The sequence below is a fragment of the Sphingomonas sp. G-3-2-10 genome (assembly GCF_012927115.1).
GTDB lineage: Bacteria > Pseudomonadota > Alphaproteobacteria > Sphingomonadales > Sphingomonadaceae > Sphingomonas.
In genome coordinates this window covers 24,248-50,130 of sequence record NZ_JABBFY010000002.1, presented here as the reverse complement: position 1 = coordinate 50,130, position 25,883 = coordinate 24,248, and the positions used below count along the sequence as shown (strand labels likewise).

Genomic DNA, 25,883 nt, shown 5'->3' with positions numbered 1-25,883 from the left:
TTCCATGAAAAAGTAGAATACAAAGTTCGCGAGAGGCCGGCAGCAAGCCGGCCCGGGGAGAGGAACCATGCTGCGCGCCTTTGCCACCGGCCCCGATCAGCCTGTCCGGGACGATATCGACACCGACAGCGTCTTCCGGCGTTACCGGATGCAGATCCTCCTGGCGATCACCGCGGGCTATGCGATCTCCTATACCTGCCGGCTGGCGATCAACGTGGTGAAGAAGCCGCTGATCGACGGGGGCATCTTCACCCCGCTCGAACTCGGCATGATCGGTTCGGCGCTGTTCTACACCTATGCCGCGGGCAAGCTGATCAACGGCTTCGTCGCCGATCACAGCAATGTGAAGCGCTTCTTCGCGATCGGGCTGGCGCTGTCGGCGATCTGCAACATCCTGATCGGCTTCTCGACCGTGTTCTGGGCGACGGTGCTGCTGTGGGGCCTGAACGGCTGGTTCCAGAGCTATGGCGCGCCGTCGTGCGTGGTGGCGCTGGCCAGCTGGTTCTCGAACAAGGAGCGCGGGCGCTATTACGGCATCTGGTCCACCGCGCATTCGATCGGCGAGGGGCTGACCTTTTCCGGGGTCGCCGCGCTGGTGGCGTGGGGCGGTTGGCATTGGGGCTTCTGGGGACCGGGAATCGCCACGATCCTTGCGGCGATCGGCGTCTATTATGCGATGGCCGATCGGCCGCGCACGATGGGCCTGCCGACCGTCGCCGACTGGAAGAACGATCATTACGGTACGCCGCCCGAAGCCGCGGCGCAGCGCGGGGTGTTCGCCACCCAGCTTTCGATCCTGAAGATCCCGGCGATCTGGATCCTCGCGCTGTCAAGTGCGGCGACCTATGTCACCCGCTACGCGATCAACAGCTGGGGCATCCTGTATCTGCAGGAAGTGCGCGGCTATTCGCTGCCCGCCGCCGGCACGATGCTGACGATCAGCACCGTGGCGGGCGTGGTCGGCGCGCTGACCTTCGGTTTCGTGTCGGACAAGTTCTTCGGCGCGCGCCGTCCGCCGGTGAATTTGCTGTTCGGGCTGATCGAACTGGCCGGGCTGCTGATCTTCTTCTTCGGCCCCGGCGATACCACCAGCACCACCATCGGCATCGTCCTGTTCGGGCTCGGCATGACCGGCCTCGTCACCTCGCTCGGCGGGCTGTTCGCGATCGATATCTGTCCGAAGCGGGTGGCGGGGGCGGCGCTGGGGCTGGTCGGGGTGTTCAGCTATGTCGGCGCGGCGATCCAGGAGCAGGTGTCGGGCGCGCTGATCAACAGTGGTATGACCGTGGTCGATGGCGTGCGCACCTATGATTTCGGGCCGGTGATCTGGTTCTGGATCGGTTCTTCGGTGATAGCGACGCTGCTGGCGTCGACACTCTGGCGCACCAAGCTCCGCGACTAAAGAGGACAGGCATGAAAAGACGTTCGCTGCTGCGCGCCCTCGCCGCGCTTCCCATTCTTGCGTTCCCGCGCCGGCTGTTCGCCGCCGCGCCGGGCTATCCCCGGCTGCTGCAGGGGCCGATGATCGGCGCCACCACGCCCGGCAGCTTCACCGTGTGGAGCCGCGCCAGCGGATCGTTCGGCGTCGCCGTGGAATATGCGACCGACCGCGCGTTCAGCGACGCGAAGACGACCGCCGCGGTGCCCGCCGGGGCGGAGGAGGATCATGTCACGCGGATCGAAGTGACCGGCCTGAAGCCAGACACCGCCTATTATTACCGCATCAAGGCCGACGGGATCGACGACCGCAACCAGCCGCTGCCGTTCCGCACGCGCACCGCGCCGGACAAGCCGCGCCCGATCCGCATCGCCTTCGGCTCGTGCGCGCGGGTTCAGCTCGATGCGGTGCAGCCGGTGTTCGACGCGATCACCGCGGCGGAACCCGACCTGTTCCTGTGGCTGGGCGACAATATCTATGCCGACAGCGACCAGCCCGTTGCCTTCACCGAGCTCTACGGCCGCCAGCGCAACGTCGCGAGCATCCAGCCGCTGTTCCGTTCGGTGCCGCAGCTGGCGCTGTGGGACGATCATGACTTTGGCCACAATGACTCCGACGGGACCAATCCGGTCAAGCCGATGACGCTGGCGATGTTCAAGCGCTGGTGGGCCAATCCGTCCGCCGGCACGCCCGACACGCCGGGCATCTTCTGCCGCCACAGCTTTGGCCCGGTCGATGTCTTCATGCTCGACGGCCGCTATTATCGCGACCCGCCCAAGGCCCCGAACGGCCCGAACAAGACGATGCTCGGCGCGGCGCAAAAGGCGTGGCTGAAGCGCGAGCTGAAGGCCAGCCGGGCGACGTTCAAGGTGCTGGCGTCGGGCACGGGCTGGTCGCGCGCGGAGAGTGGCGGTGACAGCTGGGCGATGTATCTGGACGAGCGCAACGAGCTGCTCGACTTCATCCGCGACAATCGCATCGCGGGCTGCATCGGCATTTCGGGCGACGTCCATATGGGCGAGGCCAATTGCGTGCCCTGGTCGGACAGGGGCGGCTATGACTTCTACGATCTGGTCAGTTCGGGGCTGGCGCAGATGCTCAGCCCGAAATTCATCGATCAGGACCCTGAGGTTCGGCTGCGCGCGCCTTGGGTAGGCAGCCACAATTTCGGCGTGCTCGACTTCACCTTCGGCGCCGATCCGAAGGTGGAGATGAGCGTGCGCAACGTGATGGGTGGTTCTGTGTGGGACCCGATCACTATTCGTGCCGCCGATCTGGTCAATGGCCGTCAGAGCTGGAAGGCCGCGATCGACAGAAAGGAACTGGCGCGACGGACCCGCGTGGAGCGGGGCGGCGCCTATTACGGACCGGAGGAATGATGCGCTTCGAGATGGTTTCGATCCCCCCGGAGGAGTTTCAGGCGATGCGCGCGCGGCTGCCGCTGGCGACCGCGGCGGGCCTGTTCGACACCTACCGGATCAGCCAGAACACCTGGTATAAGTTGCGTGACGGCGTGCCGGTGAAGCGCAAGACGCTCGACCAGCTGCGTGCGCGTTACCGCGAGATCGCTGCGCGGGCGGAAGGCGCGGGCGAGTGACCAAGCCGCCGCTTCGCATCGCGCTGATCGGCAGCGGGTTCATGGGCCGGGCGCACGCGATGGCGTTCGCGGCGGCGGCGCGGACCTTCGACTTGCCGGTCGAGCCGGTGCTGGAAGTGCTTGCCGATCGCGATGAAGAGACGGCGGCGAAGGCGGCGGCGAGCCTCGGCTTCGCGCGCTCGACCGGGGACTGGCGCGCGGCGGTGAACGATCCCGCGATCGGGCTGGTCGCGATCACCACGCCCAACATCCTCCACGCGCCGATCGCGCTGGCGGCGATCGCGGCGGGCAAGCCGGTCTATTGCGAGAAGCCGCTGGCGGCGACACTTGCCGAAGCCGAAGCGATGACGCTGGCGGCGGAAGCGGCGAGGTTGCCCACGGCGGTGGGCTTCACCTATCTCTACAATCCGATGATCGGCCTTGCGCGAGAGATCATTGCCGACGGCGAGATCGGCGAAGTGACCGCGTTTCGCGGTATCCATGCCGAGGATTTCATGGCTTCGCCCGATGCGCCCTTCAACTGGCGGTGCGAAGCGGCGCAGGCGGGCGGGGCGCTGGCGGACATCGGCAGCCATATCATCGCGCTGGCGCGGCATCTGGTGGGCGAAGTACGCGCGGTTTCGGGCCAGCTCCACACCGCGCATCCGGTGCGACGCGATGCGAGCGGTGCGCCGCGCGAAGTGCCGATCGACGATCAGGCCGACGCGCTGGTGCGTTTCGAGAATGGCGCACGGGGCACGCTGTCGGCGAGCTGGATCGCGACCGGGCGCAAGATGGGGCTGGGGTTCGAAGTTAGCGGGACCAGGGGCTCGATCGTCTTCACGCAGGAGCGGTTCAACGAGCTGCAGCTCTATCGCGGCGGCACGCGCGGGCGCGAAGGCTTCACCACGATCATGGCCGGGCTGGAACATGGCGATTACGGCGCCTTCTGCCCCGCATCTGGCCATCAGATCGGGTATAACGACCTCAAGACGATCGAAGCCAAGGCCGCGATCGAAGCGGCGCTGGGCCTTCCGAATGCAGCGAAGGATTTCCGCGAGGCGCTGAACGTCGAGCGGGTGGCGGAGAGTATCCGCACGTCTTCGCGCGAGGGGCGCTGGGTCGAGGTCTAGGCCTCAACTGGCGGGGCGCAGCGCTTCGATCAGCTGCGCGTGCAGCACCGGGGTGCTGGCCAGCACCGTGCCCGCCATCAGGTCGAGCGGGCCGCCGTCGGTGCCGGTCACGACGCCGCCGGCTTCGCGGACGATCACCGCGCCGGCGGCCATGTCCCAGGCACTGACGCTCTGTTCCCAATAGGCGTCGTGGCGGCCGCAGGCGACCCACGCCATGTCGATCGCGCCCGCGCCCAGGCGGCGGATGCCGGTAACATGTTCGGTCAGCCGCGCCATTTCGGCGCGGAACTGGGCATGGCCTGGCTTGGTCGCGAAGGGGATGCCGACGCCGAGCACCGATTCGCCCAGCGTTGCGCGGCTCGAGATGCGGATAGGCTGATCATTGAGGAATGCGCCCTGGCCCTCTTCGGCCCGGAAGGTTTCGCGCAGGCACGGCACGTGCGTGACGCCCGCGATGACATGGCCCTTGCGCGTCAATGCGATGTTGACTGCGAACAGCGGCGATCCGGTTAGGAAATTGGTCGTGCCGTCCAGCGGATCGACGATCCACACATGATCGGGATCGCTGCCGGCCTGCAATCCGCCCTCTTCGCCGAGGAAGCCGAATTCCGGCGCGAACGCAGCCAGCGCGTCCTTCACCGTGGCTTCGGCGCGCAGATCGGCTTCGCTGAACATGTCGGCAACGCCGGCCTTGTTCTGGATCGTCAGCGACGAGATGCGCGCCTGATCCGCGAGCAGGCCTTCGCCGGCGGCATGGGCGGCGGAAATCATGGCGGCGAGCGTTGGTGAAATGGTCATGCCGTCATGAACATATATTCTCCAATTCAGTCAATATGGAAAATATGTTCCACTATTGTGTGCGCCAGCCCTTCGCCTTCGCGGCGGCTTCGCCTGCGGCGTCGAGTGGCTCGCCGACCGCAAGCTCCTGCGCTTCGGCGATGATATCGAGCGATCCCGCCTGACGGAATTCGCTCCTTTGCGCTGCGCCGTCCGAACGGAGCAGGCGGACCTGCCAGCCTTCGGCTTCGCGGCAGGCGATGCCGGTCTGCGCTTCGGTTTCGAACGCGCGGCAATATTGCTTGTCGGCATTGCGGAAGCTGACCAGCATCCGCACCGGCGCATCCCCCTGAGTGGCTGCGAGCTGTCCTTCGAGCGCCTTGGCCACCGTGCCGCTGGCCATTACCGACGATCCGTTCGCTGCGGTCTCGCTGCCGGGCCGGACCATCTGGCCGATCATGACGCCGACGACCAGCGCGGCGGCGATCGCGCCCGCGTTGCGCCACCAGTGCGTCGCGATCGCCGGCTTCTTCGCCGTTTCGATCGGGGTGACCTTTGCGGACTCGCGGATCATCGCTTCGAGCTGGTTGGGCACCGGCCCGGCTGCGATCGGATCGAACGCGCCTTTCAGCATCGCGCGCAATTGGCGGTGCTTCTCGACCTGTACGGCCAATGCGGGATCGGCGGCGATCGCCTTCTCCACGCGCTTCGCCGAGATCATGTCGAGCTCGCCATCGGCATAGGCCATCAGCGTTTCGGCATCGATCGTCATGCCGCTTCTCCCAGCTTCGCCATCAGCGCCTCGCGCCCGCGCACGAGGCGCGAAGTGAGGGTGCCCATCGGTATTTCGAGAATCTCGGCGGCTTCCTTGTACGCAAAGCCTTCGACCAGCACGAGCGCGACGGCTTCGCGCTGTTCGGGCGGCAGCATCGCCATCGCGCGGCCGACATTGCCGAGCTCGACATGCGCTTCGATCGCCACATCGCCGCGATCACCGATGCTTTCGCCGGCTTCGGCATCGACGAATGTCTCGCCATAGCGCGTTCGGGCGCGGGCGGTGTCGATCCAGTGGTTCCTCATGATCCGGTACATCCAGCTATCCAGTCGCGTTCCCGGCTGCCACTGGCCGCGCGATTTGAGCGCGCGTTCCACGGCGGCCTGGCACAGATCGTCGGCATCGGCCGGGTTGCGGGCGAGCGAATGGGCGAACCGCCGCAATCGCGGCAACAGCGCCATCATCTCGTCCTCGAACGCCACCTTGTCCGCGTCTCCTGAGCCTTCGATGGATGAAACGAGCGTGCCCGTCCGTTTAATCCGGATGCATGACAGGTTTTTCCACGGGGTCTAGGATGTTGCTGATGAAGGCCGGACGATGGATCGCGCTCGCCGCTTTGCTCGCAACGCCCGTGGCGATGGCGCAGGTCGTGCCGCTGCCCTCGCTGCCGGGCGGGCTGCCCCGCGTGAGCCTGCCTGAGGTTCCGCTGGTCGATCGCGTCGCGCAGAGTGTGGCCGGGCTGGCGCAGGACCGGATCGACCGGTTGCGCGATCTGGTTCGTCGCAATCCGGACCGGATCGAGCTCGACCGGCAGGGCAATGCCGTGCGCGCGGGCGAAGTGGTGATGAGTGATCCCGACGATGCCGCGATCGCCGCCGCCGGGCGCGCAGGGTTCCGGCTGATCGAGCGATCGACCATCGAGGGGCTCGAGATCGGCTATGCGCGCTTCGCTGCCCCGCGCGGCATGTCGGTCGATCGTGCGTTGCGCGTGATGCGCAAGGCGGCGGGCGGGCGCGAGGTTTCGGCGGACCCGCTGCATTTCGCGAGCGGAGAGGCCGGGACGGCATCGGCGCTTCCTCCGCCCGCGCCACCGGTCTTGCCTCAGTCCGGCGGGCGGATCGGGATCATCGACGGCGGCGTGAATGACGGCGCGGTCACCGGCCGGGTGACGCAGAGCGGTTTCGCCGCCGGTGCGCCGGTGGCGAACAATCATGGCACCGGAATCGCAGCGCTGATCGCGGGCGGATCGGGTATTCGCGGCGGCGCGCCCGGCGCGGGATTGTTCGTCGCCGATGTCTATGGCCGCGATCCGGCGGGCGGCAATGCGACGGCGATCGCCCGCGCGCTCGGCTGGATGGTGACGCAGCGGGTGCCGATCGTGACGATCAGCCTGGTCGGGCCGTCCAACCCGCTGCTCGCGCGGACGATCGCGGCGGCGCAGGCGAAGGGCGTGATCATCGTCGCGGCGGTGGGCAATGACGGCCCGGCCGCCCCGCCTTCCTTTCCCGCATCCTATCCCGGCGTGATCGCCGTAACCGGCGTCGATGGACGCAACCGCGCCCTGATCGAAGCCGGACGCGCCAGCCACCTCGATTATGCCGCACCGGGCGCGGACATGATGACGCTGGACGCGAATGGGCGCCCCGTCGCGGTGCGCGGCACCAGCTTCGCTGCGCCGCTCGTGGCTGCCCGGCTATCGGCCTATTATGGCGCGCCCGATCTCGGCCGCTACGGCCCGGCGATCCGCCAGCTCGATGGCGAGGCGCGGGATCTGGGGCCGCGCGGACCGGACAAATCCTTCGGTAAGGGGTTGATTTGCGGCGATTGCCGCACCCCGCGAAAATAATTTCCGGCCGCCGGGATTAAATCCGGACCGGCCCCCGTTTTCGAATTGAGCGCACCGAAACAGCGGCGCGCCCGAATATTCGGAAAGGGTAGGACCATGAAGACTCTGCTTTTCGCAACCGCCGCGGCACTCGCTTTCGCTTCGGCTCCGGCATCGGCGCAGATTCTCGGCGGCAGCGGCGGCGGCGGACTGGGTGGCGGCCTGGGCGGATCGCTTGGCGGCGGCCTCGGCGGCACGCTGGGCGGCCGTATGGACGGTACGTTCGACACGCTGCGCAGCACCACCCGCACGACCGGCGATGTGACCAACAGCACGCGCGCCACGCCGCGCGTCGATCGCAAGAAGGGCAAGGCGAGCGCCGATGCCGGCACCACGACCGCGATCACCTCCACCGTCGACAACAGCACCAACGCGCTGGGCCGTCCGACCAATGCTTCGGGCCGCGCCAATGGCAACGTCTCGGCAAACGGCAGCGCTTCGGCGGACCTGATCGGCACCGACGATGTCCGCTCGACCGTCGGCACGGTTCGTCAGGCAGGTGGCAACGCGGTCGACCGTACCCGCACCACCGTCGGCAATGCCCGCGACCGTGCCGGGAATGCGGTCGGCAACGCGACCGGCCGGGTGAATGGCCTTGCGGGTTCGGCTTCGGGCTCGGCCAGCGGTTCGGGATCGGCGAACGGCAGCGGCTCGGTCGGCGGGCTGGCGCTTGCCGGGACCTCGGCGGCCAGCGGCGCGGGCAGCTTCGACGTGACACCGGGCATGGACGTCACCGATGCGAAGGGCCGGGTGATCGGCACCGTCCAGAGCGTCCGCACCAATTCGCGCGGCTGGATCGAGCAGGTCCGCATGACCGCGGGCGACCGGATCGCGACGCTGCCGGCTTCCAACTTCTCGGGTTCGGGCGACGTGCTCGTCTCGGCGATGGGCAAGGGCGACGTGAAGGATGCCGCCAAGCAGCAGGAGAAGGCTTCGGACGGCGCATCCGCCAGCGGCAGCCGCAATGCGCCGAAGGAGAACCGGGCCGAATATCCGCAGGAAGCCCCGCGTCAGAATAACGACTGAGTCGCGCGCCCTCTCACAGCAACAGGAATGCGCCCGGTTCGCGCCGGGCGCATTTCTTCATGCGCGATCGGTGGCTTGCGTCGCCTGATGTTTTGAGGTGGACAGGGGACGGGACGAGTGCGTGAAAGGCCATTGATGACCGTCAAGTTCGAACTGACCACCTTCGCGCCGCATGTCGGCACCGTCTTCGAGGCAACGGCACACGGCTATGACGAGGTGCTGACGCTCGTGGAGGCCCGGCCGTCCCGGCGCGCGATCGAGGGAGCCGATGGCCAGCCCTTCTCGCTGCTGCTGCAGGGCCGCCGCACCGATCTCTATTTCAATTCCGGCCTCGTGACGCTGCACCATGCCGTGCTGGGTACGATGGAGCTCGCCATCTCCCCGTTGGGGCCGCGCCCGGATGGCACGTTCGAATATCAGATCGTCTTCAACTGATCGCCGGCCCGTCGGCGATCCGGAGGCAAAAAAACGCCCCGCCGGACGGGCCGGCGAGGCGCAATCGCGTGATCGTTCGATCCAGCTGTCAGTTGCGTGCCGGGAAGATACCTTCGACGGCGATGCAATAGATCAGCGTGAGATAGGGCTGCTGGTTGCTGTGGGGCTGCCCGCCGCCGGCTGGCTGGACCATCTGCGGATTCAGCAGCACCGGATTGGTGATCGGGGGCGTATTCCATGCCGCGCCGATGCCCGATGCGGGCGCATAGCGAGTCAGCTGGACCCCTGCGGTCGGCACGGTGACCATATTCGCGTTGCCGGTCGTGTCGATCGCGGCATTGGCGGTATGGTTATGCGCGGGCATTTCGGTGCTGATCAGCGTCACGGTCTCGGTGCCGATCTGTTCGCCGAGCGAATAGGGGCTGAGCCCGGGACCCTGTCCGCCGCCTGCGCTGATCATCGATCGGCCACGCAGATCGGGAAGCGCGAAGTTGGTCTGGCCGTTGCCGCCATAGGTGGTGCCCAGCAGCGAAAAGAGCGCCGTATTCTGCGCGATGGCCAGTAGCTGCCCGTTGCACATCATCCAGCCTCGGGGTGCGAAGTTGAACCCGAAAGCGCGGATCTCAGCAATAAATGGTTCTGACATTTGTCGTCTCCCCCTGGGCGCTTAGTTCTGGGACGGGAAAATGCCTTCCAGCGCGATGATGTAATCGATCGCGAGGATGGGCATGATGTTGTCGTGCGGCTGGCTTCCCCCGGCGGAACCGATCGTGGTCGGGTCGAGCTGAACCGCATTCTGGGTGCCGACGTTGGTCGGGAGGTAGAACTTGCCGCCATTCTTCGGTGCGGCCGGGACCATGTTGCTAACCGCCGGCGACGTCACCTCGGCGGCGCTCGCGACCGCGGTATGCGTATGGGCCGGCATCGAATTGATCGTCAGCGTGACGGTCTCGGTTCCCGCCTTCTCGCCCAGGGTGCGATTGGTGAGGCCGGGGCCCTGACCCTGGCTGAGCGCGACACGCCCGCGAAGGTCGGGAAGGCCGAAGGTGGTGATGCCGTCGCCGCCATAGGTGGTGCCCAGCAGCGCAAACAGCGCATTATTCTGTGCGATGGACATCAACTGCCCGGCGCAAAATGCCCAGCCGCGCGGCGCGAAATTGCCGGCGAAGGGGCGGAGTTCTCCAAGATAAGGATTGCTCATCGTCTGATCCTTGTAATGCGGTTTCCGGAGCCGGGCTCAGTTGCGCGAGGGGAAAATGCCCTGGAGCGCGATGCAATAGGCGAGCACCAGATAGGGCTGCATATTGGCGTGCGGCTGCGATCCACCGGTGATGCCGATGGTGGTCGGCGCCAGCGGAACGAGAGAGTTGGGCTGGCCATAGAGCGCCGCGGGCATCTGAGCCGCGCGGCCACCGCCGAAATGATTGCCGGTCGGAGGCGGCACGTCGGCTGCGTCCGAGGTTCCGGTCCACGTATGGTTATGCTGCGGTATCTGCGTCTGGAGCAGCGTGACAGTCTCCGTTCCCGCGACCTGTCCCTGCGTGTAGAAGCTGCCGCCGGGAAGCTGGCCGGCATGGTTGATCGCACGGCCACGCAGGTCGGGAAGCGCGAAGGTGGTGGTGCCGTTGCCGCCATAGGTCGTCCCCAGCAGCGAGAACAAAGCGGCATTCTGCTGGATCGACAAAATCTGACCCGCGCAATAGGCCCAGGTCTTTGGTGCGAAATTGTACGGAAACAGGCGAACTTCGCCTAGGAATTGCTGGCTCATCTATAGCCTCCCCGTTTAGCCCGTTTAGAACGCCAGAATCCGCAAAGTGCCGGAGTCACGACGAACGCGGGTACAGGGCTACTGTAGGTGGGGCTGCGGGAAAAGCCCTCATTCGAACCGAATGCGAATTATTCCTCAGGCGAAACTGTTGCGACTGCGAAGAGTCTGTCGTGCGCGCCTGGCAGTGGCTTGTGCCGCAATTCGGCCGCGATATCGGAGAGTTTGATTCCGGCCGCTTCGGCGAGGGGCAACGGCGCGGCGGCCGATGGCGTCAGGGACGGCGCTTCACCGGGAACCCGATCCGCCCCGCCGGACAGCGAGCCCTCCGGATCCGCCGTTGTGCTTGCCAGATGGATATGGTCGATCATCGTGGCGAATTGGCGAAGTGAACCCATGCGACCCCCGTTCGAACCATAGCGTCAGGTTCTGATGTTATAGCCGTGATAACATACTGGAATCGAACCTGTTCCCCGAAACTTACGGTTAAACGTTCCTAAAGAACGATTGCGGATTCAGAGCACCGCGTCGACGAGTTGACGGAAGGCATGGGCACGGTGGCTGATCGCGTGCTTGGCCGCCGGATCCATTTCGCCGAAGGTTTCGCCGCGTTCCAAAGGCAGGAACATCGGGTCGTAACCGAAACCATGCTCGCCGCGCGGGGGCCAGACAAGGGTACCGTCGACCCGGCCTTCGAACCATTCGATATGTCCGTCGGGCCATGCCAGGGCGAGCGCGCAGACGAAATGCGCGTCGCGCGACGTCTCGGGAGGCAGCGCGGCGAGGCGGTCTTCGACGCGCTGCATCGCAACACGGAAATCCTTGGATTCGCCGGCCCAGCGCGCGGAAAAAATGCCGGGTTCGTCGCCCAGCGCCTCGACGCACAGGCCGCTATCGTCGGCCAAAGCGGGCAGGCCGGAAAGGTCGGCGGCCTGCAACGCCTTGAGTTCGGCATTCGCGACGAAGGTCGTACCGGTCTCCTCCGGTTCGGGCAGGTCGAGATCGGCGGCCGAAACCGGCTCGATCCCGAACGGCCCGAGCAGAGCGCGGATTTCGCGCACCTTGCCGGGATTGTGACTGGCAATCACCAGCTTGCCGGGAGCAAGCTTGCGGATCGCCTGGCGCGGAGCGGTATTTTCCTGGTCGCTTTCGTCGATCATCCAACTGCCTTCAATTGAGCCGCGAAAATGTCCTTTGCGCCGATGCGGGCGAGGCGGAGCAGCCGGAGCAGCTCTTCCTCGTCATAGCATGCGCCTTCGGCGGTTGCCTGTGCCTCGGCGATCTTGCCATCGGCGAGCAGGACGAAATTGCCGTCGGTTTCGGCGTTCGAGTCCTCATCATAATCGAGGTCGAGCACCGGAGTTCCCTTGTAGATGCCGCACGAGACCGCGGCGACCTGCTGGATGATCGGGTCCTGCGCGAGCTGGCCCGAAGCGAGCAGCTTGTTGGTGGCGATACGCAGCGCGACCCACGCGCCCGAGATCGACGCGGTGCGGGTGCCGCCATCGGCCTGGATCACGTCGCAATCGAGGGTGATCTGGCGTTCGCCGAGCAGCTTGAGATCGGTGACGGCGCGGAGCGAGCGGCCGATCAGGCGCTGGATTTCCTGGGTGCGGCCCGATTGCTTGCCCTTGGCCGCTTCACGGCTGCCGCGGGTGTGGGTGGCGCGGGGAAGCATGCCATATTCTGCGGTGACCCAGCCTTCGCCCTTGCCGCGCAGCCAGGGCGGAATCCGCTCTTCGATCGACGCCGTCACCAGCACCTTGGTATCGCCGAAGCCGATCAGAACCGAACCTTCCGCATGGCGGGTGAAGTTGGGTTCAATGGTGATCGTGCGCATTTCGTCGGGGGCGCGGCCGGATGGGCGCATCTTAGTCAGTCTCCTGCAAGGTTTGACCGGGCACCTAGACGTTACGGCTCCAACGCGCCAGTGTCGGCGGGCGAGCCGTTGGAGAAGAACGATGCGGTGGATGATCGTGAGTGTTGCTGCACTGGCTCTGGCAGGATGTGCGCGGACGGACGGCGGGCGGCCGATCCCGATCGAGAGCGACTCGATCACCTATGAGACGGGCCCGTGCTTCGGCCGCTGCCCGGTCTATTCGATCACCCTGCGTCCGGACGGCAGCGGCGTCTTCACCGGCAAGAACTTCACCGCGGTGGCCGGGGAGCGGGCGTTCAAACTGACTCCGGCCGAATATCAGGCGTTCGCGGGGCGGCTCCAGCCGTATCGGCCCGAGAGCGGCGAGCGGCGCTATTCGCATGGCGAGAAGGGTTGCGAGCAGGCGGTGACCGACATGCCCAGCGTCGACATCCGCTGGACCCGCGCGATCGGTGACAGCCAGTCGCTCTATTTCTATTATGGCTGCGTCGGCGAGAAGAACCGCGCGATGGCCGACGCGCTGGGCAGCGCGACCGACGACATCCCCGCGCTGGAGGCGCTGATCGGCGAGCGGCCGTGAGGCGTTGCGGGGGGTGACTCGCGCGCCTAGATGAGGGCGATGATCTCGCCGCCGATCCATGAACTGACCGACCGCGCGCGGGACGTGTTCCGGATTCTGGTCGAATCCTATCTCGACAATGGCGCACCGGTGGGATCGCGGACGATCTCGAAGATTTCGGGGCTGAACCTCTCGCCCGCGTCGATCCGCAACGTGATGCAGGATCTGGAGGAGCTGGGCCTGCTCGCCGCGCCGCATACCAGCGCGGGGCGGATGCCGACCGATATCGGGCTGCGCCTGTTCGTCGACGGGATGATGCAGGCCAACGAGCCGTCGGTCGAGGAGCGTGCGGCGATCGAGGCGCGGGCGGAGCTGGGCGGGCCCGTAGAGGAAGCATTGGCCAATACCGCGGCGGCGCTTTCCGGGCTGTCGGCCTGTGCGGGCATGGTGTTGGTGCCCAAGCGCGAGCCGGTGTTGCGCCAGTTCGGTTTCGTCCCGCTGGGCGGCGACCGCGCGCTGGCGGTGCTGGTTGGCGACGACGGATCGGTCGAGAACCGGGTGGTCGATCTGCCCGGGGGCATGGATTCTTCCTCGCTGCAACAGGCGGCCAATTATCTGAGCGCGACGCTTTCGGGCACGACGCTGAGCGAGGCGCGGGCGCGGATCGAGCGCGAGATCGGCGAGGAGCGCGCGGCGCTGGACGGCGCGGCGCGGGCTCTGGTCGAGCGCGGGCTGGCGGTATGGAGCGAGGACAGCGGCAATCGCCCGGTGCTGATCGTGCGCGGACAGGCGCAGCTGATCGATTCCGGCGCGGTGGAAGATCTGGATCGCGTGCGGCAATTGCTTGACGAACTGGAAGGCAAGGAGGAGATCGCCCGCCTGCTCGACAGCGCACGCGAAGGCGAGGCGACCCGGATTTTCATCGGATCGGAAAACAAGCTTTTCGCGTTGTCCGGTTCGTCGGTGATCGCGAAGCCGGTGCGGGCGCTGGACGGACGCGTGGTCGGCGTGGTGGGCGTGATCGGCCCCACGCGGTTGAACTATGCGCGCGTCGTGCCCATGGTGGATTTCACAGCGGCGACGATGGCGCGCCTTCTCAGGTAATAGTAACGAAGCGATATGACGAAAGACACGAAGATGGATACTGCGGAAGCGAACGAAGCGGAGACGCTGCGCGAGGAAACCGCCGAGGCTGCTCCCGAAGTGGCCGAGCACGACCGCGCGGCCGAGCTGGAGGCCGAACTGGCCGAAGCCAAGGCGGCGCTGATGTATGCGCAGGCCGAGACGCAGAATGTCCGCCGGCGTTTCGAGAAGGAAGCCGCCGACGCGCGCACCTATGCCGCGACCCATTTCGCGCGCGATATCCTGTCGGTCGCCGACAATCTCGGCCGTGCGCTGGCGGCGATTCCCGCCGAACTGCGCGAGGACGAGAAGCTCAAGGGTCTGGTCGTCGGTCTCGAGGCCACGGGCCGCGAACTCGATTCGGTGTTCGGCCGCCACGGCATCACCAAGATCGAAGCGCTGGGCGAAGCGCTCGACCCCAATCGTCATCAGGCGATGATGGAAGTGCCGTCGGACAAGGCACCGGGCACGATCGTGCAGGAAATCCAGTCGGGCTATATGATCAAGGACCGCCTGCTGCGGCCCGCGCTGGTGGGCGTGGCGAAGGCGGGGTGATCCCACTTCCTGGCCCTCTCCCATCTTCGTGGGAGAGGGTTGGGTTCTTCTGCCTTCAGCTGCGACAAAAGAAGAAGACCCTCACCGCTGCCACTAGGCCCGCGTGAAGAACGCGGACCAAGTCTTGCTGCCTCTCCCGCGAAGGCGGGGAGAGGGATAATGAAGTGGCGCCGCTTGCGCGGCTCGCCTATCTCCACCCCATGTCGCGCTTCGATTCCGTTCCCAATCGCCGTGCCATCATCGACCGGCGCGTGCTGGCGGATGCGCTGTCGACCCTCGAAGCGAAAGACGGCGCGGCGCTGCGGCAGGCCGGGGCCAAGCTGCTCAAGGGCGCACTCACCGCGGGCTGGGCGGAGATCGACCGGCGGCTGCTGGAGCATCCCTCACGCGGGCTGGAATGCGCGGCGGCGGGAGCCTTTCTGACCGATCAGCTGTTGCGGCTGCTGTGGGACTTCACCGTCGATCGGCTGCACCGCAATCCCAATCCGACGACGTCCGAGCGCATGGTGCTGATTGCGGTCGGCGGATATGGGCGCGGCGAGATGGCGCCGCATTCGGACATCGATATCGGCTTCCTCACCCCGTGGAAGGTCACCGGCTGGTGCGAGCAGGTGATCGAATCGATGCTCTATTCGCTGTGGGACATGCAGCTGAAGGTGGGCCATTCGTCGCGCTCGCTCGACGAGATGGTGCGGCAGGCCAAGGCGGACGTGACGGTGTGCACCGCGCTGCTCGAGGCGCGCTATGTCTGGGGCGACATGAGCCTGTATGACGAGGCCGCGGCGCGCTTCAAGGCGGAGGTTCAGGCCGATACCGCTCGCACCTTCATCGCCCAGAAGCTCGCCGAGCGCGATGCGCGGCACAAGAAGATGGGCGACAGCCGCTATGTCGTCGAACCCAATATCAAGGAAGGCAAGGGCGGCCTGCGCGATCTGCACGCGCTCTTCTGGATCGGCAAATACGCCTATAATGTCCGCGAGACCGCCGAACTGGTCGAAGCCGGGCTGCTGACGAAGCTGGAATATCGCCAGTTCTATCGCGCCGAGAATTTCCTGTGGGCGGTGCGATGCCATCTCCATGCGATCGCCGGCCGTGCCGAGGACCGGCTGACCTTCGACCTGCAGCGCGAGATCGCCGAGCGGATGCGCTATTCGGATCGGCCGGGGAAGTCGAAGGTCGAGCGCTTCATGCACTTCTACTTCCTTCAGGCGAAGACGGTGGGCGACCTGAGCGGGGTCTTCCTGGCGCATCTGGACGAGAAGTTCGCGGCGCGCGGACGCCGCTTCGGCTTGCCGACGCTGTTCCGAAGCCCGCGCAAGCTGCATGGCTTTTCGCTGGAGCGGGGGCGGCTGACGATCCCGCGCGAAAGCTTCTTCCAGGAAGATCCGGTGCGGCTGATCGAGCTGTACCAGCTGGCCGACCTGCACGGGCTGGAAATCCATCCCATCGCCGCGCGGGCCGCGGCGCGCGACGCGAAGCTGGTGGACGATGTCCGGAGCGATCCGCGTGCCAACGCGCTGTTCCTCGATGTGCTGACCTCGCCGCGCGATCCGGAGACGGTGCTGCGCTGGATGAACGAGGCGGGGGTGTTCGGGCGCTTCGTGCCGGACTTCGGCCGTGTCGTCGCGCAGATGCAGTTCGACATGTACCACCATTATACGGTGGACGAGCATTCGATCCGCGCGATCGGGCTGCTCAACCAGATCGAGAAGGGCGATCTCAAGGAGGATCATCCGCTTTCGACCGGCATCTTCGCGCAGGTCGTGTCGCGGCGCGTGCTGTTCGCGGCGGTGCTGCTCCACGACATCGCCAAGGGACGCGGTGGCGACCATAGCGTGCTCGGCGCGCAGGTGGCGATGCGCCTGTGTCCGCGGCTGGGGCTGAGCGCAGCGGAGACCGAGACCGTGGCCTGGCTGGTGCGCAACCACCTGCTGATGTCCGCCACTGCGTTCAAGCGCGACTTGTCCGACTTCAAGACGGTGCTCGATTTCGCCGAGGTGGTGCAGAGTCCGGAGCGTTTGCGCCTGCTGCTGCTGCTGACCGTGGTCGATATCCGTGCGGTGGGGCCGGGGGTGTGGAACAGCTGGAAGCGCCAGCTGCTCGCCAACCTGTACGACTCCGCCGAGGAAGTGCTGCGGCTGGGCCACAAGCAGAAGGGGCGCGGTGAGCGCGTCGCGGCCAAGCAGGCGGCGCTGGCCGAGATGCTCGGCTGGGACGAGCCGCGCATGGCCGCGCTGAAGAAGCGGCTGACCGAGCCGTACTGGATCGCCGAACCCCTCGACGTGCTGGAGCGCAATGCGCGGCTGGTCGATGCGGCGGGCAGCTCGCAGCTGTCGATCGAGGCGCAGGTCTATCCCGAGCGTGGCGCGACGCTGGTGACGGTCTATGCTTCCGACCATCCCGGTCTGTTCTACCGCATCGCCGGGGCTATCCATGTCGCCGGCGGCAACATCATCGACGCGCGTATCCACACGACGCGCGATGGCATGGCGCTCGACAATTTCCTCGTACAGGACCCGCTCGGCCGGCCGTTCGACGAGGATGTGAAGCTGACCCGGATCAAGGACGCGATCGCCGATGCGCTGGCCAATCGCTCCAAATTGTCGGACCGGCTCAAGTCCCGCCCGCTGCCCCGGCTGCGCGCCGATGCCTTCACGATCGAGCCCAATGTGCTGATCGACAACAAGGCGTCGAACCGCTTCACCGTGGTCGAAGTCAATGCCCGCGATCGGCCGGCGCTGCTCTACACACTGGCGCACGCACTGTTCCAGTCGAAGGTCACGATCCATTCCGCGCATGTCGCCACCTATGGCGAGCGCGCGGTCGATACCTTCTACCTGACCGACCTGATCGGCGATAAGATTGATTCGGCCTCGCGGCTCAAGACGATCGAACGGCGATTGCTCGAAGCCGCATCGGGTGACGGGAGCGTCGCCCAGGCCGCATAGGGAGAGACGCGATGCCAGTGCTTGGAATGGGTGGCCTGTTCTTCCGTGCGAAGGATCCCGACGGGCTGAGCAGCTGGTATCGCGAGCATTTGGGCATCGGCGCGGGCTGCAACTCGACCGGCGAAGGCGAGCCCGACGAATGGTTCTGGAAGGCGGGCGGCGGCCCGATGGTGTTCGCGCCGTTCAAGGAAACCACCGACTATTTCGCGGCCGACAAGCAGTTCATGATCAATTTCCGGGTGAGCGATCTCGACAGCCTGCTGGAGCAGCTGAACGCGGCGGGAATCGATATCATCACCAAGCCGGAGTGGAACACACCGGAGACCGGCAGCTTCGCGCGCATCCATGATCCCGAGGGCAATGCGATCGAGCTGTGGGAGCCGCCGGCGGGGTGAGCATATGCAAAGGGCGGAGCCATCGGCCCCGCCCTTCGTGATTCGCCAGCGTGCGCGCCGGTTACTTCGGCGAGATCACCATCAGCATCTGACGGCCTTCCATGCGCGGATAGGATTCGATCTTCGCAATCTCGACCGTGTCGTCCTGAACGCGCTTGAGCAGCACCATGCCGAGCTGGCCGTGCGAAAGCTCGCGGCCGCGGAAGCGCAGGGTGATCTTCACCTTGTCGCCTTCGCCGATGAATTTGTGGATCGCCTTCATCTTCGTATCATAGTCATGATCGTCGATGTTCGGACGCATCTTGATCTCCTTGATCTCCTGCGTCTTCTGGCTCTTGCGGGCGAGGTTGGCCTTTTTCTGGGCCTCGTACTTGAACTTGCCGACGTCGAGGAACTTCGCGACGGGCGGATCCGCGTTGGGCGAAACCTCGACCAGGTCCAGGCCGTGCTCGGCCGCCTGCTCGATCGCCTCGCGGGTGTACATCACGCCGAGATTCTCGCCTTCATGATCGATCACCCGCACCTTCGGAGACTGGATGAATTCGTTGAAGCGCGGACCGTTCATCGGCGGAGGCGCCAACGGGCGCCGGGTCATGGGAGGACGTATAAGACTTGCTCCTGTGGCAATTTACATTCGTGGCGGCCAGATAACGCAGAAATGCGCGATCCGGTAGCCCGGGCCGCGTCACCTGCCGAAAATCCCGCGCACTGTGGCGCGACGGATACGATTCAATGTCGTGCGGCAGTGCCGTAGTTTCAAGCAGGGCGCAGCAATACTTCGTTACAAACAGGCCGGAAAATCCATCCTATGTGAGTCGGGCCGATCGTCGGTACGCCCGAAAAGAGGCGGCACCGATCGGCCCGCAGGCGGGAACATTCACTCCATAAAGGGGAATGTTTCCATGATGACTCGTATTGCCAGCGCGGCGCTGCTCTTGATGGCGGCGACGCCGGCCCTCGCTCAGGAAGAAGAACCGGCTCCGTCCGTCACCGTATCGGGCAGCGCCGCGCTGGTCTCCGACTATCGCTTTCGCGGCGTGTCGCAGACCGACAAGGAAATGGCTGTCCAGGCCGGCTTCACCGTCAGCCATGAGAGCGGCTTCTACATCGGCACCTGGGGTTCGAACCTCGCGGGCTGGGGCACCTTTGGCGGCTCCAACATGGAACTCGACATCTATGGCGGCTTCAAGACCGAGATCGGCAGTGGGATCGCCGTCGACGTCGGCCTGACCTGGTACATGTATCCAGGTGGCCTCGACACCACCGATTTCGCCGAACCCTATGTCAAGGTGAGCGGTTCGCTGGGCCCGGTCAGCGTCCTTGCGGGCGCGGCCTATGCGCCCAAGCAGGAGGCGCTGGGCAATTTCTCGAACACGCCGCAGAGCGCGGGCCAGAGCGAGGACAATCTCTACCTCTGGACCGACGTGTCGGCGGCGATTCCCGGAACGCCGGTCACGCTGAAGGCGCATCTCGGCGCATCGTCGGGCAATCCGGGCCTCGGCCCGAACGGCACCAGCCTGTCGCCGACCGGCGATTATGCGGACTGGTCGCTGGGCGCCGATGTCGCGGTGGGGCCGCTGACGCTGGGCGTTTCCTATGTCGACACCAGCATCAGCGCGGCGGACTCGGCCTATATCCAGCCGAACTTCTCGTCGACGAAGGACGGATCGTCGATCGCGGGCAGCACCGTGGTCTTCTCGCTTTCCGCTTCGTTCTGACGGGATGGGCGCGCGCCGGAGACGGCCGGCGCGCGCCCTGATCAGAGATTCCGCAAGGTTTCGATGGCGACCAGAAACCCGATATAGACGAGCGGCGACACGACGAGCATCGCGACGCCCTTGTCGCGCCACTTGCGCTCGACCAATGCGGCGACCGCCGCATAGCCCGTCGCCAGCACCACCATCGGCGCCGAAGTCTGGCCGAGCGCCAGCATGTCGCCGATCAGCGCGGCGACGCAAACGAACAGCAGGAGGAGCGCCGCGATATTGAAACCGCGCCAGTTCGGTCCGCTTGCGGCGCTCCCCTCGCTCATTTCAGATCGGGCGGAGTCGCGTCGGTGGCGAGCATCGCCACCAGCTCGTCGAGCTTGATGAACTGCTGGCGATCGCTGCCAAGCTGCCGCAGCGCGACGGTGCGCTCCTCGGCTTCGCGCTTGCCCACCACGACGAGGTTCGGGACCTTGGCCACCGAATGCTCGCGCACCTTGTAGTTGATCTTCTCGTTGCGCAGGTCGGTATCGGCGCGGATGCCGGCCTTCACCAGCGCGGCCGCGACTTCCTTCGCATAATCGTCGGCGTCCGAGACGATCGTCGCAACCACCGCCTGGGTGGGCGCGAGCCACACCGGCAGCTTGCCCGCGAAATGCTCGATCAGGATGCCGATGAAGCGTTCGTACGAGCCGAAGATCGCGCGATGGAGCATCACCGGGCGATGGCGCTCGCCATCTTCGCCGACATAGGTGGCGTCGAGACGTTCCGGCAGCACGCGGTCCGACTGGATCGTGCCGACCTGCCAGGTGCGGCCGATCGCGTCGGTCAGGTGCCATTCCAGCTTGGGCGCGTAGAAGGCGCCTTCGCCCGGAAGCTCTTCCCAGCCATATTCCTCGGTCGCGAGCCCGGCGCGGACGACGGCGTCGCGCAGTTCGGCTTCGGCCTTGTCCCACATCTCTTCGGTGCCGAAGCGCTTCTCGGGGCGCAGCGCCAGCTTGATCGAATAGGTGAAGCCGAAATCCTTGTAGATCCGGTCGGCGAGCGCGCAGAAGGCCTGCACTTCCTCGACGATCTGATCTTCGCGGCAGAAGATATGGGCGTCGTCCTGCGTGAACTGGCGGACGCGCATCAGCCCGTGCAGCGCGCCGTGCGGCTCGTTGCGATGGCAGCAGCCATTCTCGTACAGGCGCAGCGGCAGATCGCGGTACGACTTGATCCCCTGACGGAAGATCAGGACGTGCGCCGGGCAGTTCATCGGCTTGAGCGCCATCCACTCGGCATCGTCGGAGACGATCGGGCCCTCATCCTCGGTGTTGGGCACTTCGTCGGGGATGACGAACATGTTCTCGCGATACTTGCCCCAGTGGCCGGACTGTTCCCACTGGCGCGCGTCCATCACCTGCGGGGTCTTCACCTCGCTATAGCCGGCGGCATCGATCGCCCGGCGCATATAGGCTTCGAGCCCGCGCCAGATGAGATAGCCGTTCGGGTGCCAGAAGACCGATCCGTGTGCTTCCTGCTGGAGGTGGAACAGGTCCATGTCCTGCCCCAGCCGGCGATGGTCGCGCTTGGCGGCTTCTTCCAGCCGGTGGAGATGCTCGTCGAGCTGCTTCTTGTTGAGCCAGCCGGTGCCGTAGATGCGGCTGAGCATCGCGTTCTTCTGGTCGCCGCGCCAATAGGCGCCCGACACGCGGGTCAGCTTGAACGCGTTAGGATCGACCTTGCCCGTCGAGGCGAGGTGGGGCCCGCGGCACATGTCGAGCCAAGCGTTCTCGCCCTTGCCGGCGCGATAGACGGTCAGTTCCTCATTCTCGGGAAGCTCGGCGGCCCATTCGGCCTTGAAGCTCTCGCCCTGCGCCGTCCAGCGCGCGATCAGATCGGCGCGCGACCAGACCTCGCGGATCAGCGGCTCGTTCTTGCCGATGATCTTGCGCATCTCCGCTTCGATCGCCGGCAGGTCCTCCTCGGTGAAGGGGCGATCCTTGGGCGCGAAGTCGTAATAGAAGCCGTCGTCGGTCGAGGGACCGAAGGTGATCTGCGTGCCCGGGAAGAGGTTCTGCACCGCTTCGGCCAGGATATGCGCATAATCGTGGCGCGCGAGTTCGAGCGCATCCTTCTCGTCCTTCGAAGTGACGAGCGCGAGGCTGGAATCACCTTCGAACGGACGGCCGATGTCGCGCAGTTCGCCATCGACGCGCGCGGCGATGGCTGCCTTGGCCAGCGACGGCGCGATCGCGAGCGCGACGTCCGCCGGGGTAGTCCCCGGGGCTACCTCACGGACGGAACCGTCGGGCAGCGTAATGCGGAACATCTCGGACACGGGATCGGACTTTCTGACTTGGGATTGAGAAGAGCGGCGCTTATGCCTTCGCTCCTGCAATATAGGCAAGGTTTAGCTATCTCCCAGCCAGATCGTGTCGCCGGAAGGAGAATGATCATGTCGGGAACGGTTCTGGAAGCCGAGGAAAGCCAGTATCTCGAGGCGCAGCGCGGCTGGCTGAAGGCGCATTTCCCCGACAATCCCGAGGGCCGCTATGCGACGGTCGAGGGCAAGATCGACCTGATCGAGCGGATATTGGCGAATGGCTGGATCACCGAAGGCGAGACCCGCCAGTATCAGGCGCTGGGCGTCGGCTTCGGCGATTCACTGGCGCAGGAACTCGGCTTCGTCTGGGTGACGGTGCAGGACGAGCATGGCCGCGACCCCGCGCTGAACTGGCCGGGCAGCAGCTTGCTGTGCTTCCCCGCGACGATGATCTCCAGCCGGATCGAGGATGGCGAGAAGGTGGATGTGCGCCAGTTGTTCGCCGGTCTGTGCGAGACGCTGAACGAGGCGAAGACCCGGGCGGGAGCCGTGGTGGGTTAAATCGCGCGGTTCGCGGCCGACGAAGCCGGCGCCTTAGCGCCCGTTCTTCTCCGCTTCGCGCACCATCCGCTGCATGTCGCGCTCCATTTCGATCGCCTTGCCGGAGGCTTCGACGAAGCCGTCCTGCGGGTTCGGATCGGCCGGCCAGCCATAGGCGCTCGCGCCTTCGGCCTTCGCGGGATCGTAGGGGCGGCCGTCCAGCGTCGAATCGACCAGCTCGATCGTTGCCTTGCGATGCATCGTGCGGACCATGCCTGCCGCGGCGCCGTCGCTGGGGCTGGCGCCGCCACAGGTCGCGTTGAGTGCGGTTTTGGTTTCCGAACGCGGCTCGATGAAGACGGTGCATTCGAAGTTCGCATGCGAACCGCTGGCGTGCCACGTCACCGATTTCGACGGGACGCCCGAAGTGGTGGTTTCCAAACGGCCATAAGGGCCAGTGCCGGACGGTTCGACCTGAACCGCGGAGAGGCGCTTGTACACCTCCTCCGCTGGAAGATTGTACACATTGGTCTCGCCGAACGGGTTCTGGATGTAGAAGCCGACCCCGAGAATACCCGCGACGCCCAGAAACAGGACTTCCTTCATGCCGATCGCTCCCGCCGTTTCGGGGGCGGAATATCCGGGGCGGCGGTAAACAAAGTGTGAGCCGCCCCGGGGATATTTCAGGCCGCGCCGTTGAGCATCGCGAAGACCCGGTCGAACTGGCCGCCGCGTTCGGCGTTGCGCAGGATGCCGACGCGCTCGACGCAGATTTCGGCCGGGGTCGGTTGGGTGGCGAACAGCGCCATCGTCTCGTCCATGAAATCGTCGAGCGGCATCATGTTCGGGTCGGCGGCATGACCGGGCATCAGGTCGGTCTGGACGCCCGGCGGGGCGAGCTCGATCACTTCGATGCCATCGCCTGCGAGCCTGTGCCGCAGCGATTGCGACCAGCTGTGGATCGCGGCCTTGGTCGCCGAATAGGTCGGCGTGGCGGCCAGCGGCACGAAGGCGAGGCCCGACGAGACGGTGACGATCGCGGCGTTCCGGCGGGTACGCAGATGCGGCAGCAGCGCCGAAGTCAGGCGGATCGGGCCGAGCAAATTGGTGGCGACGCTCGCTTCGGCGGTGGCGAGGAAGTCGCCGGCCAGATCCTCGGCGATCATGATCCCGGCATTGTGGATCACGACGTTCAGTTCGGGATGGTCGCGGATCAGCTGTTCGGCGAATCCGGGGATCGCGTCGCCATCGGCGATGTCGAGCAGAGCGGTGGCGATGCCCGGCGCGGCGGCGGCGACTTCGTCTAGCGCGGCGGCGCGACGCCCGGCGACGATCACCTTGTTGCCCAGGCCTGCGAACCGCAGCGCCAGTTCGCGGCCGATGCCCGATCCGCCGCCAGTGATGAGGATGGTGTTGCCCGTGGGGTTCATGATCGCGGTCCTTTCAAGGGGTTGGTCCGCGCTCCATCTATGCCTATACTCTCGAATCGGAAGTAGGCACCCAAAAGATTTATACTTACCAAAAAGAGAGTTTGATGAGCGCACGATCCGGATATGATCCGTCCATCCCCGTCGATCCGCGCGTCGAGGCGCTGGTGAACGATGTGATCGGCCGTGTCGCCGACAAATGGACGATGCTGGTGCTGGAGGAACTGGAGCAGGGCGGCGAACTGCGCTTCACCCAGATCGGCAAGCGCGTCCCCGGCATCAGCCAGAAGATGCTGACCCAGACGCTGCGCCAGATGGAGCGCGACGGGCTGTTGATCCGCACCGTCCACCCGGTCGTGCCGCCCAAGGTGGAATATCGCCTGACTCCGCTGGGCAACACGCTGAGCGAGGCCTTTTGCGGGGTATGGACCTGGGCTGAGGGGAATCTTGACGCGATCGAGGCGGCGCGGGCGGCGTTCGATGCGAAGGTGACGGGCTAGATTCGCTTTTCACTGTGCCCCCGGCCTTGAGCGGGGGCGCTTCTTCTGTCGTTGGGATTGAGCGCGACTCCGGACTTGTGCGGGGCATATCCCTTTCGATCAATCAGGCGTTTTCGTGCTCCGGCGAAGGCCGGAGCGTTGGAGGTAGAGTAGGATGTTGCCAGCGCTCCGGCCTTCGCCGGAGCACGGTTACCTGTTCGAAAGGGATAAACGCCGAATTGTTCCGGGGGTGACGAAGTGAGAGAGACCCGACGAAGCCTCAGGCGACCCCGAACGGCACCACGCGGTTCAGGCGGACATGGCCGATCTCTGCGCGGCCGAGATAGGGGACGCCCATCTCGCCGCACCAGCGGGTGATCATCTGTTCCAGCGTCTCGCCGAAATTGTAATTGCCCTCGGCTTCGCCATTGTCCTTGATCGCGGTGACCTGACCGAGGCGGATGCCGGCGACGCCCTTGAGCTGGGTCGCGTGCGCCATCTGGAACAGCATCCGGTCGATCCGATAGAGCGGCTCGTCGACTTCCTCGATCATCAGGACGTGATCGGTCAGGTCGGGCAGCCACGGCGTGCCGATCAGCGCGGCGAGGATCGAGAGGTTGAACGCGGCGGCGGGGCGCCTGTCGGTCAGCAGGCTGGGTTCGAGACCCTTCCTGCCGCCGTCGATCAGCCAGTCGAGCACCCAGCCGGCATCCTCGCCGGTGTCGTTGCGGCCCATGCTGCTCGACATCGAGCCATGCGCCTGGCGGCCGATGCGGCGGGCGTAGAGCGCGCCGAGCATGAAGCCCATATCCGAATAGCCGATATAGGTCTTGTTGCGCGCGGCCAGCCCGATCTGGGGCATGATCGTATGGAGGATGCGGTTCGACCCATAGCCGCCGCGCGCGAACCAGATCGCGTCGAAGGCGGGATCGTTGGCGAATTCGAGGAAGGCGGCGGCGCGGACATTGTCCGGCCCGGCGAAATGGCCTTCCTCGAGGAAGCATTGCGGGTGAAACACGATCTCGTGCCCGGGATAGGTCAGCGCCATGAAGGCCGACATGCGCGCCGCTGCTTCCCTGGTGACCGTCCGTGCCGGCGCGACGACTCCGATGCGCATTTTCCCACTCACCCCGAGGAACGGTGCAGGCTTGCCCC

Annotated in this window: 30 protein-coding genes; 15 read left to right on the top strand and 15 right to left on the bottom strand. The window is 65.7% G+C overall.

Annotated elements, in window-relative coordinates; translation table 11 throughout:
* Positions 1-67 precede the first annotated feature (67 nt).
* From HHL13_RS16785 to HHL13_RS16770, 4 genes are read left to right on the top strand one after another with little or no spacing between them, the layout of a single operon-like run.
* Positions 68-1,402 (top strand): MFS transporter, encoded by a 1,335-nt coding sequence (locus tag HHL13_RS16785; protein ID WP_169557069.1) that lies wholly within the window; start codon positions 68-70, stop codon positions 1,400-1,402.
* An 11-nt stretch (positions 1,403-1,413) separates the two neighbouring features.
* Entirely contained in the window at positions 1,414-2,817 is a 1,404-nt protein-coding gene (locus HHL13_RS16780) for an alkaline phosphatase D family protein (protein WP_169557068.1), read from the top strand.
* The gene (locus tag HHL13_RS16775) at positions 2,814-3,035 is read left to right on the top strand and encodes a hypothetical protein (protein ID WP_240953880.1); all 222 of its coding nucleotides are present in this window, start codon (positions 2,814-2,816) and stop codon (positions 3,033-3,035) included. Before HHL13_RS16780 ends, HHL13_RS16775 begins: the two co-directional genes overlap by 4 nt.
* Positions 3,032-4,147: a Gfo/Idh/MocA family oxidoreductase gene (locus HHL13_RS16770; protein WP_206377108.1), complete on the top strand. Its 1,116-nt coding sequence runs from the start codon at positions 3,032-3,034 to the stop codon at positions 4,145-4,147. The genes HHL13_RS16775 and HHL13_RS16770 overlap by 4 nt, the downstream gene beginning before the upstream one ends.
* 3 nt (positions 4,148-4,150) lie before the next feature.
* On the opposite strand, the gene HHL13_RS16765 is transcribed toward HHL13_RS16770, so the two are convergent.
* From HHL13_RS16765 to HHL13_RS16755, 3 genes are read right to left on the bottom strand one after another with little or no spacing between them, the layout of a single operon-like run.
* Entirely contained in the window at positions 4,151-4,945 is a 795-nt protein-coding gene (locus HHL13_RS16765) for an inositol monophosphatase family protein (protein ID WP_169557067.1), read from the bottom strand.
* Positions 4,946-4,997: 52 nt separating this feature from the next.
* Positions 4,998-5,696: an anti-sigma factor gene (locus HHL13_RS16760; protein WP_169557066.1), complete on the bottom strand. Its 699-nt coding sequence runs from the start codon at positions 5,694-5,696 to the stop codon at positions 4,998-5,000.
* Entirely contained in the window at positions 5,693-6,181 is a 489-nt protein-coding gene (locus HHL13_RS16755; RefSeq protein WP_169557065.1) for an RNA polymerase sigma factor, read from the bottom strand. Before HHL13_RS16755 ends, HHL13_RS16760 begins: the two co-directional genes overlap by 4 nt.
* Before the next feature lie 101 nt (positions 6,182-6,282).
* On the opposite strand from HHL13_RS16755, the gene HHL13_RS16750 reads away from it, so the two are divergent.
* From HHL13_RS16750 to HHL13_RS16740, 3 genes are all read left to right on the top strand, one after another.
* On the top strand, positions 6,283-7,545 hold the full coding sequence (locus HHL13_RS16750; RefSeq protein WP_206377107.1) for a S8 family serine peptidase: 1,263 nt from the start codon (positions 6,283-6,285) through the stop codon (positions 7,543-7,545).
* 96 nt (positions 7,546-7,641) lie between these two features.
* Positions 7,642-8,610: a hypothetical protein gene (locus HHL13_RS16745; RefSeq protein WP_169557064.1), complete on the top strand. Its 969-nt coding sequence runs from the start codon at positions 7,642-7,644 to the stop codon at positions 8,608-8,610.
* A gap of 135 nt (positions 8,611-8,745) precedes the next feature.
* The gene (locus tag HHL13_RS16740; RefSeq protein WP_169557063.1) at positions 8,746-9,045 is read left to right on the top strand and encodes a hypothetical protein; all 300 of its coding nucleotides are present in this window, start codon (positions 8,746-8,748) and stop codon (positions 9,043-9,045) included.
* Between the two features lie 88 nt (positions 9,046-9,133).
* On the opposite strand, the gene HHL13_RS16735 is transcribed toward HHL13_RS16740, so the two are convergent.
* From HHL13_RS16735 to rph, 6 genes are all read right to left on the bottom strand, one after another.
* Positions 9,134-9,691, bottom strand: a complete 558-nt coding sequence (locus HHL13_RS16735) for a tail fiber protein (protein ID WP_169557062.1) — start codon at positions 9,689-9,691, stop codon at positions 9,134-9,136.
* Positions 9,692-9,712: 21 nt separating this feature from the next.
* On the bottom strand, positions 9,713-10,246 hold the full coding sequence (locus tag HHL13_RS16730; RefSeq protein ID WP_169557061.1) for a tail fiber protein: 534 nt from the start codon (positions 10,244-10,246) through the stop codon (positions 9,713-9,715).
* 36 nt (positions 10,247-10,282) lie between these two features.
* Positions 10,283-10,813, bottom strand: coding sequence for a tail fiber protein (locus HHL13_RS16725; protein ID WP_169557060.1), 531 nt, complete (start codon positions 10,811-10,813; stop codon positions 10,283-10,285).
* Positions 10,814-10,941: 128 nt separating this feature from the next.
* Positions 10,942-11,181, bottom strand: a complete 240-nt coding sequence (locus tag HHL13_RS16720) for a hypothetical protein (RefSeq protein ID WP_169557059.1) — start codon at positions 11,179-11,181, stop codon at positions 10,942-10,944.
* 144 nt (positions 11,182-11,325) lie between these two features.
* Positions 11,326-11,970 carry an RdgB/HAM1 family non-canonical purine NTP pyrophosphatase gene (gene rdgB, locus HHL13_RS16715; RefSeq protein WP_169557058.1) on the bottom strand — a complete coding sequence of 215 codons (645 nt, stop codon included), beginning with the start codon at positions 11,968-11,970 and terminating at the stop codon, positions 11,326-11,328.
* The gene (gene rph / locus HHL13_RS16710; RefSeq protein WP_169557057.1) at positions 11,967-12,680 is read right to left on the bottom strand and encodes a ribonuclease PH; all 714 of its coding nucleotides are present in this window, start codon (positions 12,678-12,680) and stop codon (positions 11,967-11,969) included. Before rph ends, rdgB begins: the two co-directional genes overlap by 4 nt.
* Before the next feature lie 91 nt (positions 12,681-12,771).
* Between rph and HHL13_RS16705 the strand changes: the two genes are divergently transcribed.
* The 5 genes from HHL13_RS16705 to HHL13_RS16685 all read left to right on the top strand — a co-directional run bounded on the left by HHL13_RS16705 (position 12,772) and on the right by HHL13_RS16685 (position 18,268).
* Positions 12,772-13,269, top strand: a complete 498-nt coding sequence (locus HHL13_RS16705) for a DUF6438 domain-containing protein (protein ID WP_169557056.1) — start codon at positions 12,772-12,774, stop codon at positions 13,267-13,269.
* A gap of 39 nt (positions 13,270-13,308) precedes the next feature.
* A complete protein-coding gene (gene hrcA / locus HHL13_RS16700) occupies positions 13,309-14,352 on the top strand; it encodes a heat-inducible transcriptional repressor HrcA (protein ID WP_169557055.1) in 1,044 nt (347 codons plus the stop codon).
* 15 nt (positions 14,353-14,367) lie between these two features.
* On the top strand, positions 14,368-14,925 hold the full coding sequence (gene grpE / locus HHL13_RS16695; protein ID WP_169557054.1) for a nucleotide exchange factor GrpE: 558 nt from the start codon (positions 14,368-14,370) through the stop codon (positions 14,923-14,925).
* Positions 14,926-15,125: 200 nt separating this feature from the next.
* Positions 15,126-17,873 (top strand): [protein-PII] uridylyltransferase, encoded by a 2,748-nt coding sequence (locus HHL13_RS16690; protein WP_169557806.1) that lies wholly within the window; start codon positions 15,126-15,128, stop codon positions 17,871-17,873.
* An 11-nt stretch (positions 17,874-17,884) separates the two neighbouring features.
* On the top strand, positions 17,885-18,268 hold the full coding sequence (locus HHL13_RS16685; RefSeq protein WP_169557053.1) for a VOC family protein: 384 nt from the start codon (positions 17,885-17,887) through the stop codon (positions 18,266-18,268).
* Positions 18,269-18,329: 61 nt separating this feature from the next.
* Here HHL13_RS16685 and infC read toward each other — a convergent pair whose 3' ends face one another.
* Entirely contained in the window at positions 18,330-18,863 is a 534-nt protein-coding gene (infC, locus tag HHL13_RS16680; protein WP_169557052.1) for a translation initiation factor IF-3, read from the bottom strand.
* A gap of 307 nt (positions 18,864-19,170) precedes the next feature.
* Between infC and HHL13_RS16675 the strand changes: the two genes are divergently transcribed.
* Positions 19,171-19,986, top strand: a complete 816-nt coding sequence (locus HHL13_RS16675) for a TorF family putative porin (RefSeq protein ID WP_169557051.1) — start codon at positions 19,171-19,173, stop codon at positions 19,984-19,986.
* Between the two features lie 41 nt (positions 19,987-20,027).
* Here HHL13_RS16675 and HHL13_RS16670 read toward each other — a convergent pair whose 3' ends face one another.
* Together HHL13_RS16670 and thrS are read right to left on the bottom strand one after the other, a co-directional pair.
* Positions 20,028-20,300: a hypothetical protein gene (locus HHL13_RS16670; RefSeq protein ID WP_169557050.1), complete on the bottom strand. Its 273-nt coding sequence runs from the start codon at positions 20,298-20,300 to the stop codon at positions 20,028-20,030.
* Positions 20,297-22,288, bottom strand: coding sequence for a threonine--tRNA ligase (gene thrS, locus HHL13_RS16665; protein WP_206377106.1), 1,992 nt, complete (start codon positions 22,286-22,288; stop codon positions 20,297-20,299). The genes HHL13_RS16670 and thrS overlap by 4 nt, the downstream gene beginning before the upstream one ends.
* Before the next feature lie 126 nt (positions 22,289-22,414).
* On the opposite strand from thrS, the gene HHL13_RS16660 reads away from it, so the two are divergent.
* A complete protein-coding gene (locus tag HHL13_RS16660) occupies positions 22,415-22,843 on the top strand; it encodes a DUF3806 domain-containing protein (protein WP_169557048.1) in 429 nt (142 codons plus the stop codon).
* Between the two features lie 33 nt (positions 22,844-22,876).
* Here the strand turns inward: HHL13_RS16660 and HHL13_RS16655 are convergent, their stop codons facing one another.
* Together HHL13_RS16655 and HHL13_RS16650 are read right to left on the bottom strand one after the other, a co-directional pair.
* Positions 22,877-23,428 carry a hypothetical protein gene (locus HHL13_RS16655; RefSeq protein WP_169557047.1) on the bottom strand — a complete coding sequence of 184 codons (552 nt, stop codon included), beginning with the start codon at positions 23,426-23,428 and terminating at the stop codon, positions 22,877-22,879.
* A gap of 77 nt (positions 23,429-23,505) precedes the next feature.
* Entirely contained in the window at positions 23,506-24,252 is a 747-nt protein-coding gene (locus HHL13_RS16650) for an SDR family oxidoreductase (RefSeq protein WP_169557046.1), read from the bottom strand.
* A gap of 104 nt (positions 24,253-24,356) precedes the next feature.
* On the opposite strand from HHL13_RS16650, the gene HHL13_RS16645 reads away from it, so the two are divergent.
* Positions 24,357-24,749, top strand: a complete 393-nt coding sequence (locus tag HHL13_RS16645) for a helix-turn-helix domain-containing protein (protein ID WP_169557045.1) — start codon at positions 24,357-24,359, stop codon at positions 24,747-24,749.
* Between the two features lie 259 nt (positions 24,750-25,008).
* Here HHL13_RS16645 and HHL13_RS16640 read toward each other — a convergent pair whose 3' ends face one another.
* Positions 25,009-25,845 carry an LD-carboxypeptidase gene (locus HHL13_RS16640; RefSeq protein ID WP_169557044.1) on the bottom strand — a complete coding sequence of 279 codons (837 nt, stop codon included), beginning with the start codon at positions 25,843-25,845 and terminating at the stop codon, positions 25,009-25,011.
* Positions 25,846-25,883 lie beyond the last annotated feature (38 nt).

What these genes read in the sequence shown, in the direction of transcription:
- rph (WP_169557057.1), bottom strand. Translation starts at nt 12,680, where the DNA reads ATGCGCCCATCCGGCCGCGCCCCCGACGAAATGCGCACGATCACCATT.
- HHL13_RS16780 (WP_169557068.1), top strand. Translation starts at nt 1,414, where the DNA reads ATGAAAAGACGTTCGCTGCTGCGCGCCCTCGCCGCGCTTCCCATTCTT.
- HHL13_RS16650 (WP_169557046.1), bottom strand. Translation starts at nt 24,252, where the DNA reads ATGAACCCCACGGGCAACACCATCCTCATCACTGGCGGCGGATCGGGC.
- hrcA (WP_169557055.1), top strand. Translation starts at nt 13,309, where the DNA reads ATGATCTCGCCGCCGATCCATGAACTGACCGACCGCGCGCGGGACGTG.
- HHL13_RS16730 (WP_169557061.1), bottom strand. Translation starts at nt 10,246, where the DNA reads ATGAGCAATCCTTATCTTGGAGAACTCCGCCCCTTCGCCGGCAATTTC.
- HHL13_RS16645 (WP_169557045.1), top strand. Translation starts at nt 24,357, where the DNA reads ATGAGCGCACGATCCGGATATGATCCGTCCATCCCCGTCGATCCGCGC.
- HHL13_RS16725 (WP_169557060.1), bottom strand. Translation starts at nt 10,813, where the DNA reads ATGAGCCAGCAATTCCTAGGCGAAGTTCGCCTGTTTCCGTACAATTTC.
- HHL13_RS16685 (WP_169557053.1), top strand. Translation starts at nt 17,885, where the DNA reads ATGCCAGTGCTTGGAATGGGTGGCCTGTTCTTCCGTGCGAAGGATCCC.
- grpE (WP_169557054.1), top strand. Translation starts at nt 14,368, where the DNA reads ATGACGAAAGACACGAAGATGGATACTGCGGAAGCGAACGAAGCGGAG.
- HHL13_RS16660 (WP_169557048.1), top strand. Translation starts at nt 22,415, where the DNA reads ATGTCGGGAACGGTTCTGGAAGCCGAGGAAAGCCAGTATCTCGAGGCG.
- HHL13_RS16720 (WP_169557059.1), bottom strand. Translation starts at nt 11,181, where the DNA reads ATGATCGACCATATCCATCTGGCAAGCACAACGGCGGATCCGGAGGGC.
- HHL13_RS16705 (WP_169557056.1), top strand. Translation starts at nt 12,772, where the DNA reads ATGCGGTGGATGATCGTGAGTGTTGCTGCACTGGCTCTGGCAGGATGT.
- HHL13_RS16655 (WP_169557047.1), bottom strand. Translation starts at nt 23,428, where the DNA reads ATGAAGGAAGTCCTGTTTCTGGGCGTCGCGGGTATTCTCGGGGTCGGC.
- rdgB (WP_169557058.1), bottom strand. Translation starts at nt 11,970, where the DNA reads ATGATCGACGAAAGCGACCAGGAAAATACCGCTCCGCGCCAGGCGATC.
- HHL13_RS16785 (WP_169557069.1), top strand. Translation starts at nt 68, where the DNA reads ATGCTGCGCGCCTTTGCCACCGGCCCCGATCAGCCTGTCCGGGACGAT.
- HHL13_RS16765 (WP_169557067.1), bottom strand. Translation starts at nt 4,945, where the DNA reads ATGACCATTTCACCAACGCTCGCCGCCATGATTTCCGCCGCCCATGCC.
- thrS (WP_206377106.1), bottom strand. Translation starts at nt 22,288, where the DNA reads ATGTTCCGCATTACGCTGCCCGACGGTTCCGTCCGTGAGGTAGCCCCG.
- HHL13_RS16640 (WP_169557044.1), bottom strand. Translation starts at nt 25,845, where the DNA reads ATGCGCATCGGAGTCGTCGCGCCGGCACGGACGGTCACCAGGGAAGCA.
- HHL13_RS16670 (WP_169557050.1), bottom strand. Translation starts at nt 20,300, where the DNA reads ATGAGCGAGGGGAGCGCCGCAAGCGGACCGAACTGGCGCGGTTTCAAT.
- infC (WP_169557052.1), bottom strand. Translation starts at nt 18,863, where the DNA reads ATGACCCGGCGCCCGTTGGCGCCTCCGCCGATGAACGGTCCGCGCTTC.
- HHL13_RS16690 (WP_169557806.1), top strand. Translation starts at nt 15,126, where the DNA reads ATGTCGCGCTTCGATTCCGTTCCCAATCGCCGTGCCATCATCGACCGG.
- HHL13_RS16735 (WP_169557062.1), bottom strand. Translation starts at nt 9,691, where the DNA reads ATGTCAGAACCATTTATTGCTGAGATCCGCGCTTTCGGGTTCAACTTC.
- HHL13_RS16745 (WP_169557064.1), top strand. Translation starts at nt 7,642, where the DNA reads ATGAAGACTCTGCTTTTCGCAACCGCCGCGGCACTCGCTTTCGCTTCG.
- HHL13_RS16750 (WP_206377107.1), top strand. Translation starts at nt 6,283, where the DNA reads ATGAAGGCCGGACGATGGATCGCGCTCGCCGCTTTGCTCGCAACGCCC.
- HHL13_RS16760 (WP_169557066.1), bottom strand. Translation starts at nt 5,696, where the DNA reads ATGACGATCGATGCCGAAACGCTGATGGCCTATGCCGATGGCGAGCTC.
- HHL13_RS16675 (WP_169557051.1), top strand. Translation starts at nt 19,171, where the DNA reads ATGATGACTCGTATTGCCAGCGCGGCGCTGCTCTTGATGGCGGCGACG.
- HHL13_RS16775 (WP_240953880.1), top strand. Translation starts at nt 2,814, where the DNA reads ATGATGCGCTTCGAGATGGTTTCGATCCCCCCGGAGGAGTTTCAGGCG.
- HHL13_RS16740 (WP_169557063.1), top strand. Translation starts at nt 8,746, where the DNA reads ATGACCGTCAAGTTCGAACTGACCACCTTCGCGCCGCATGTCGGCACC.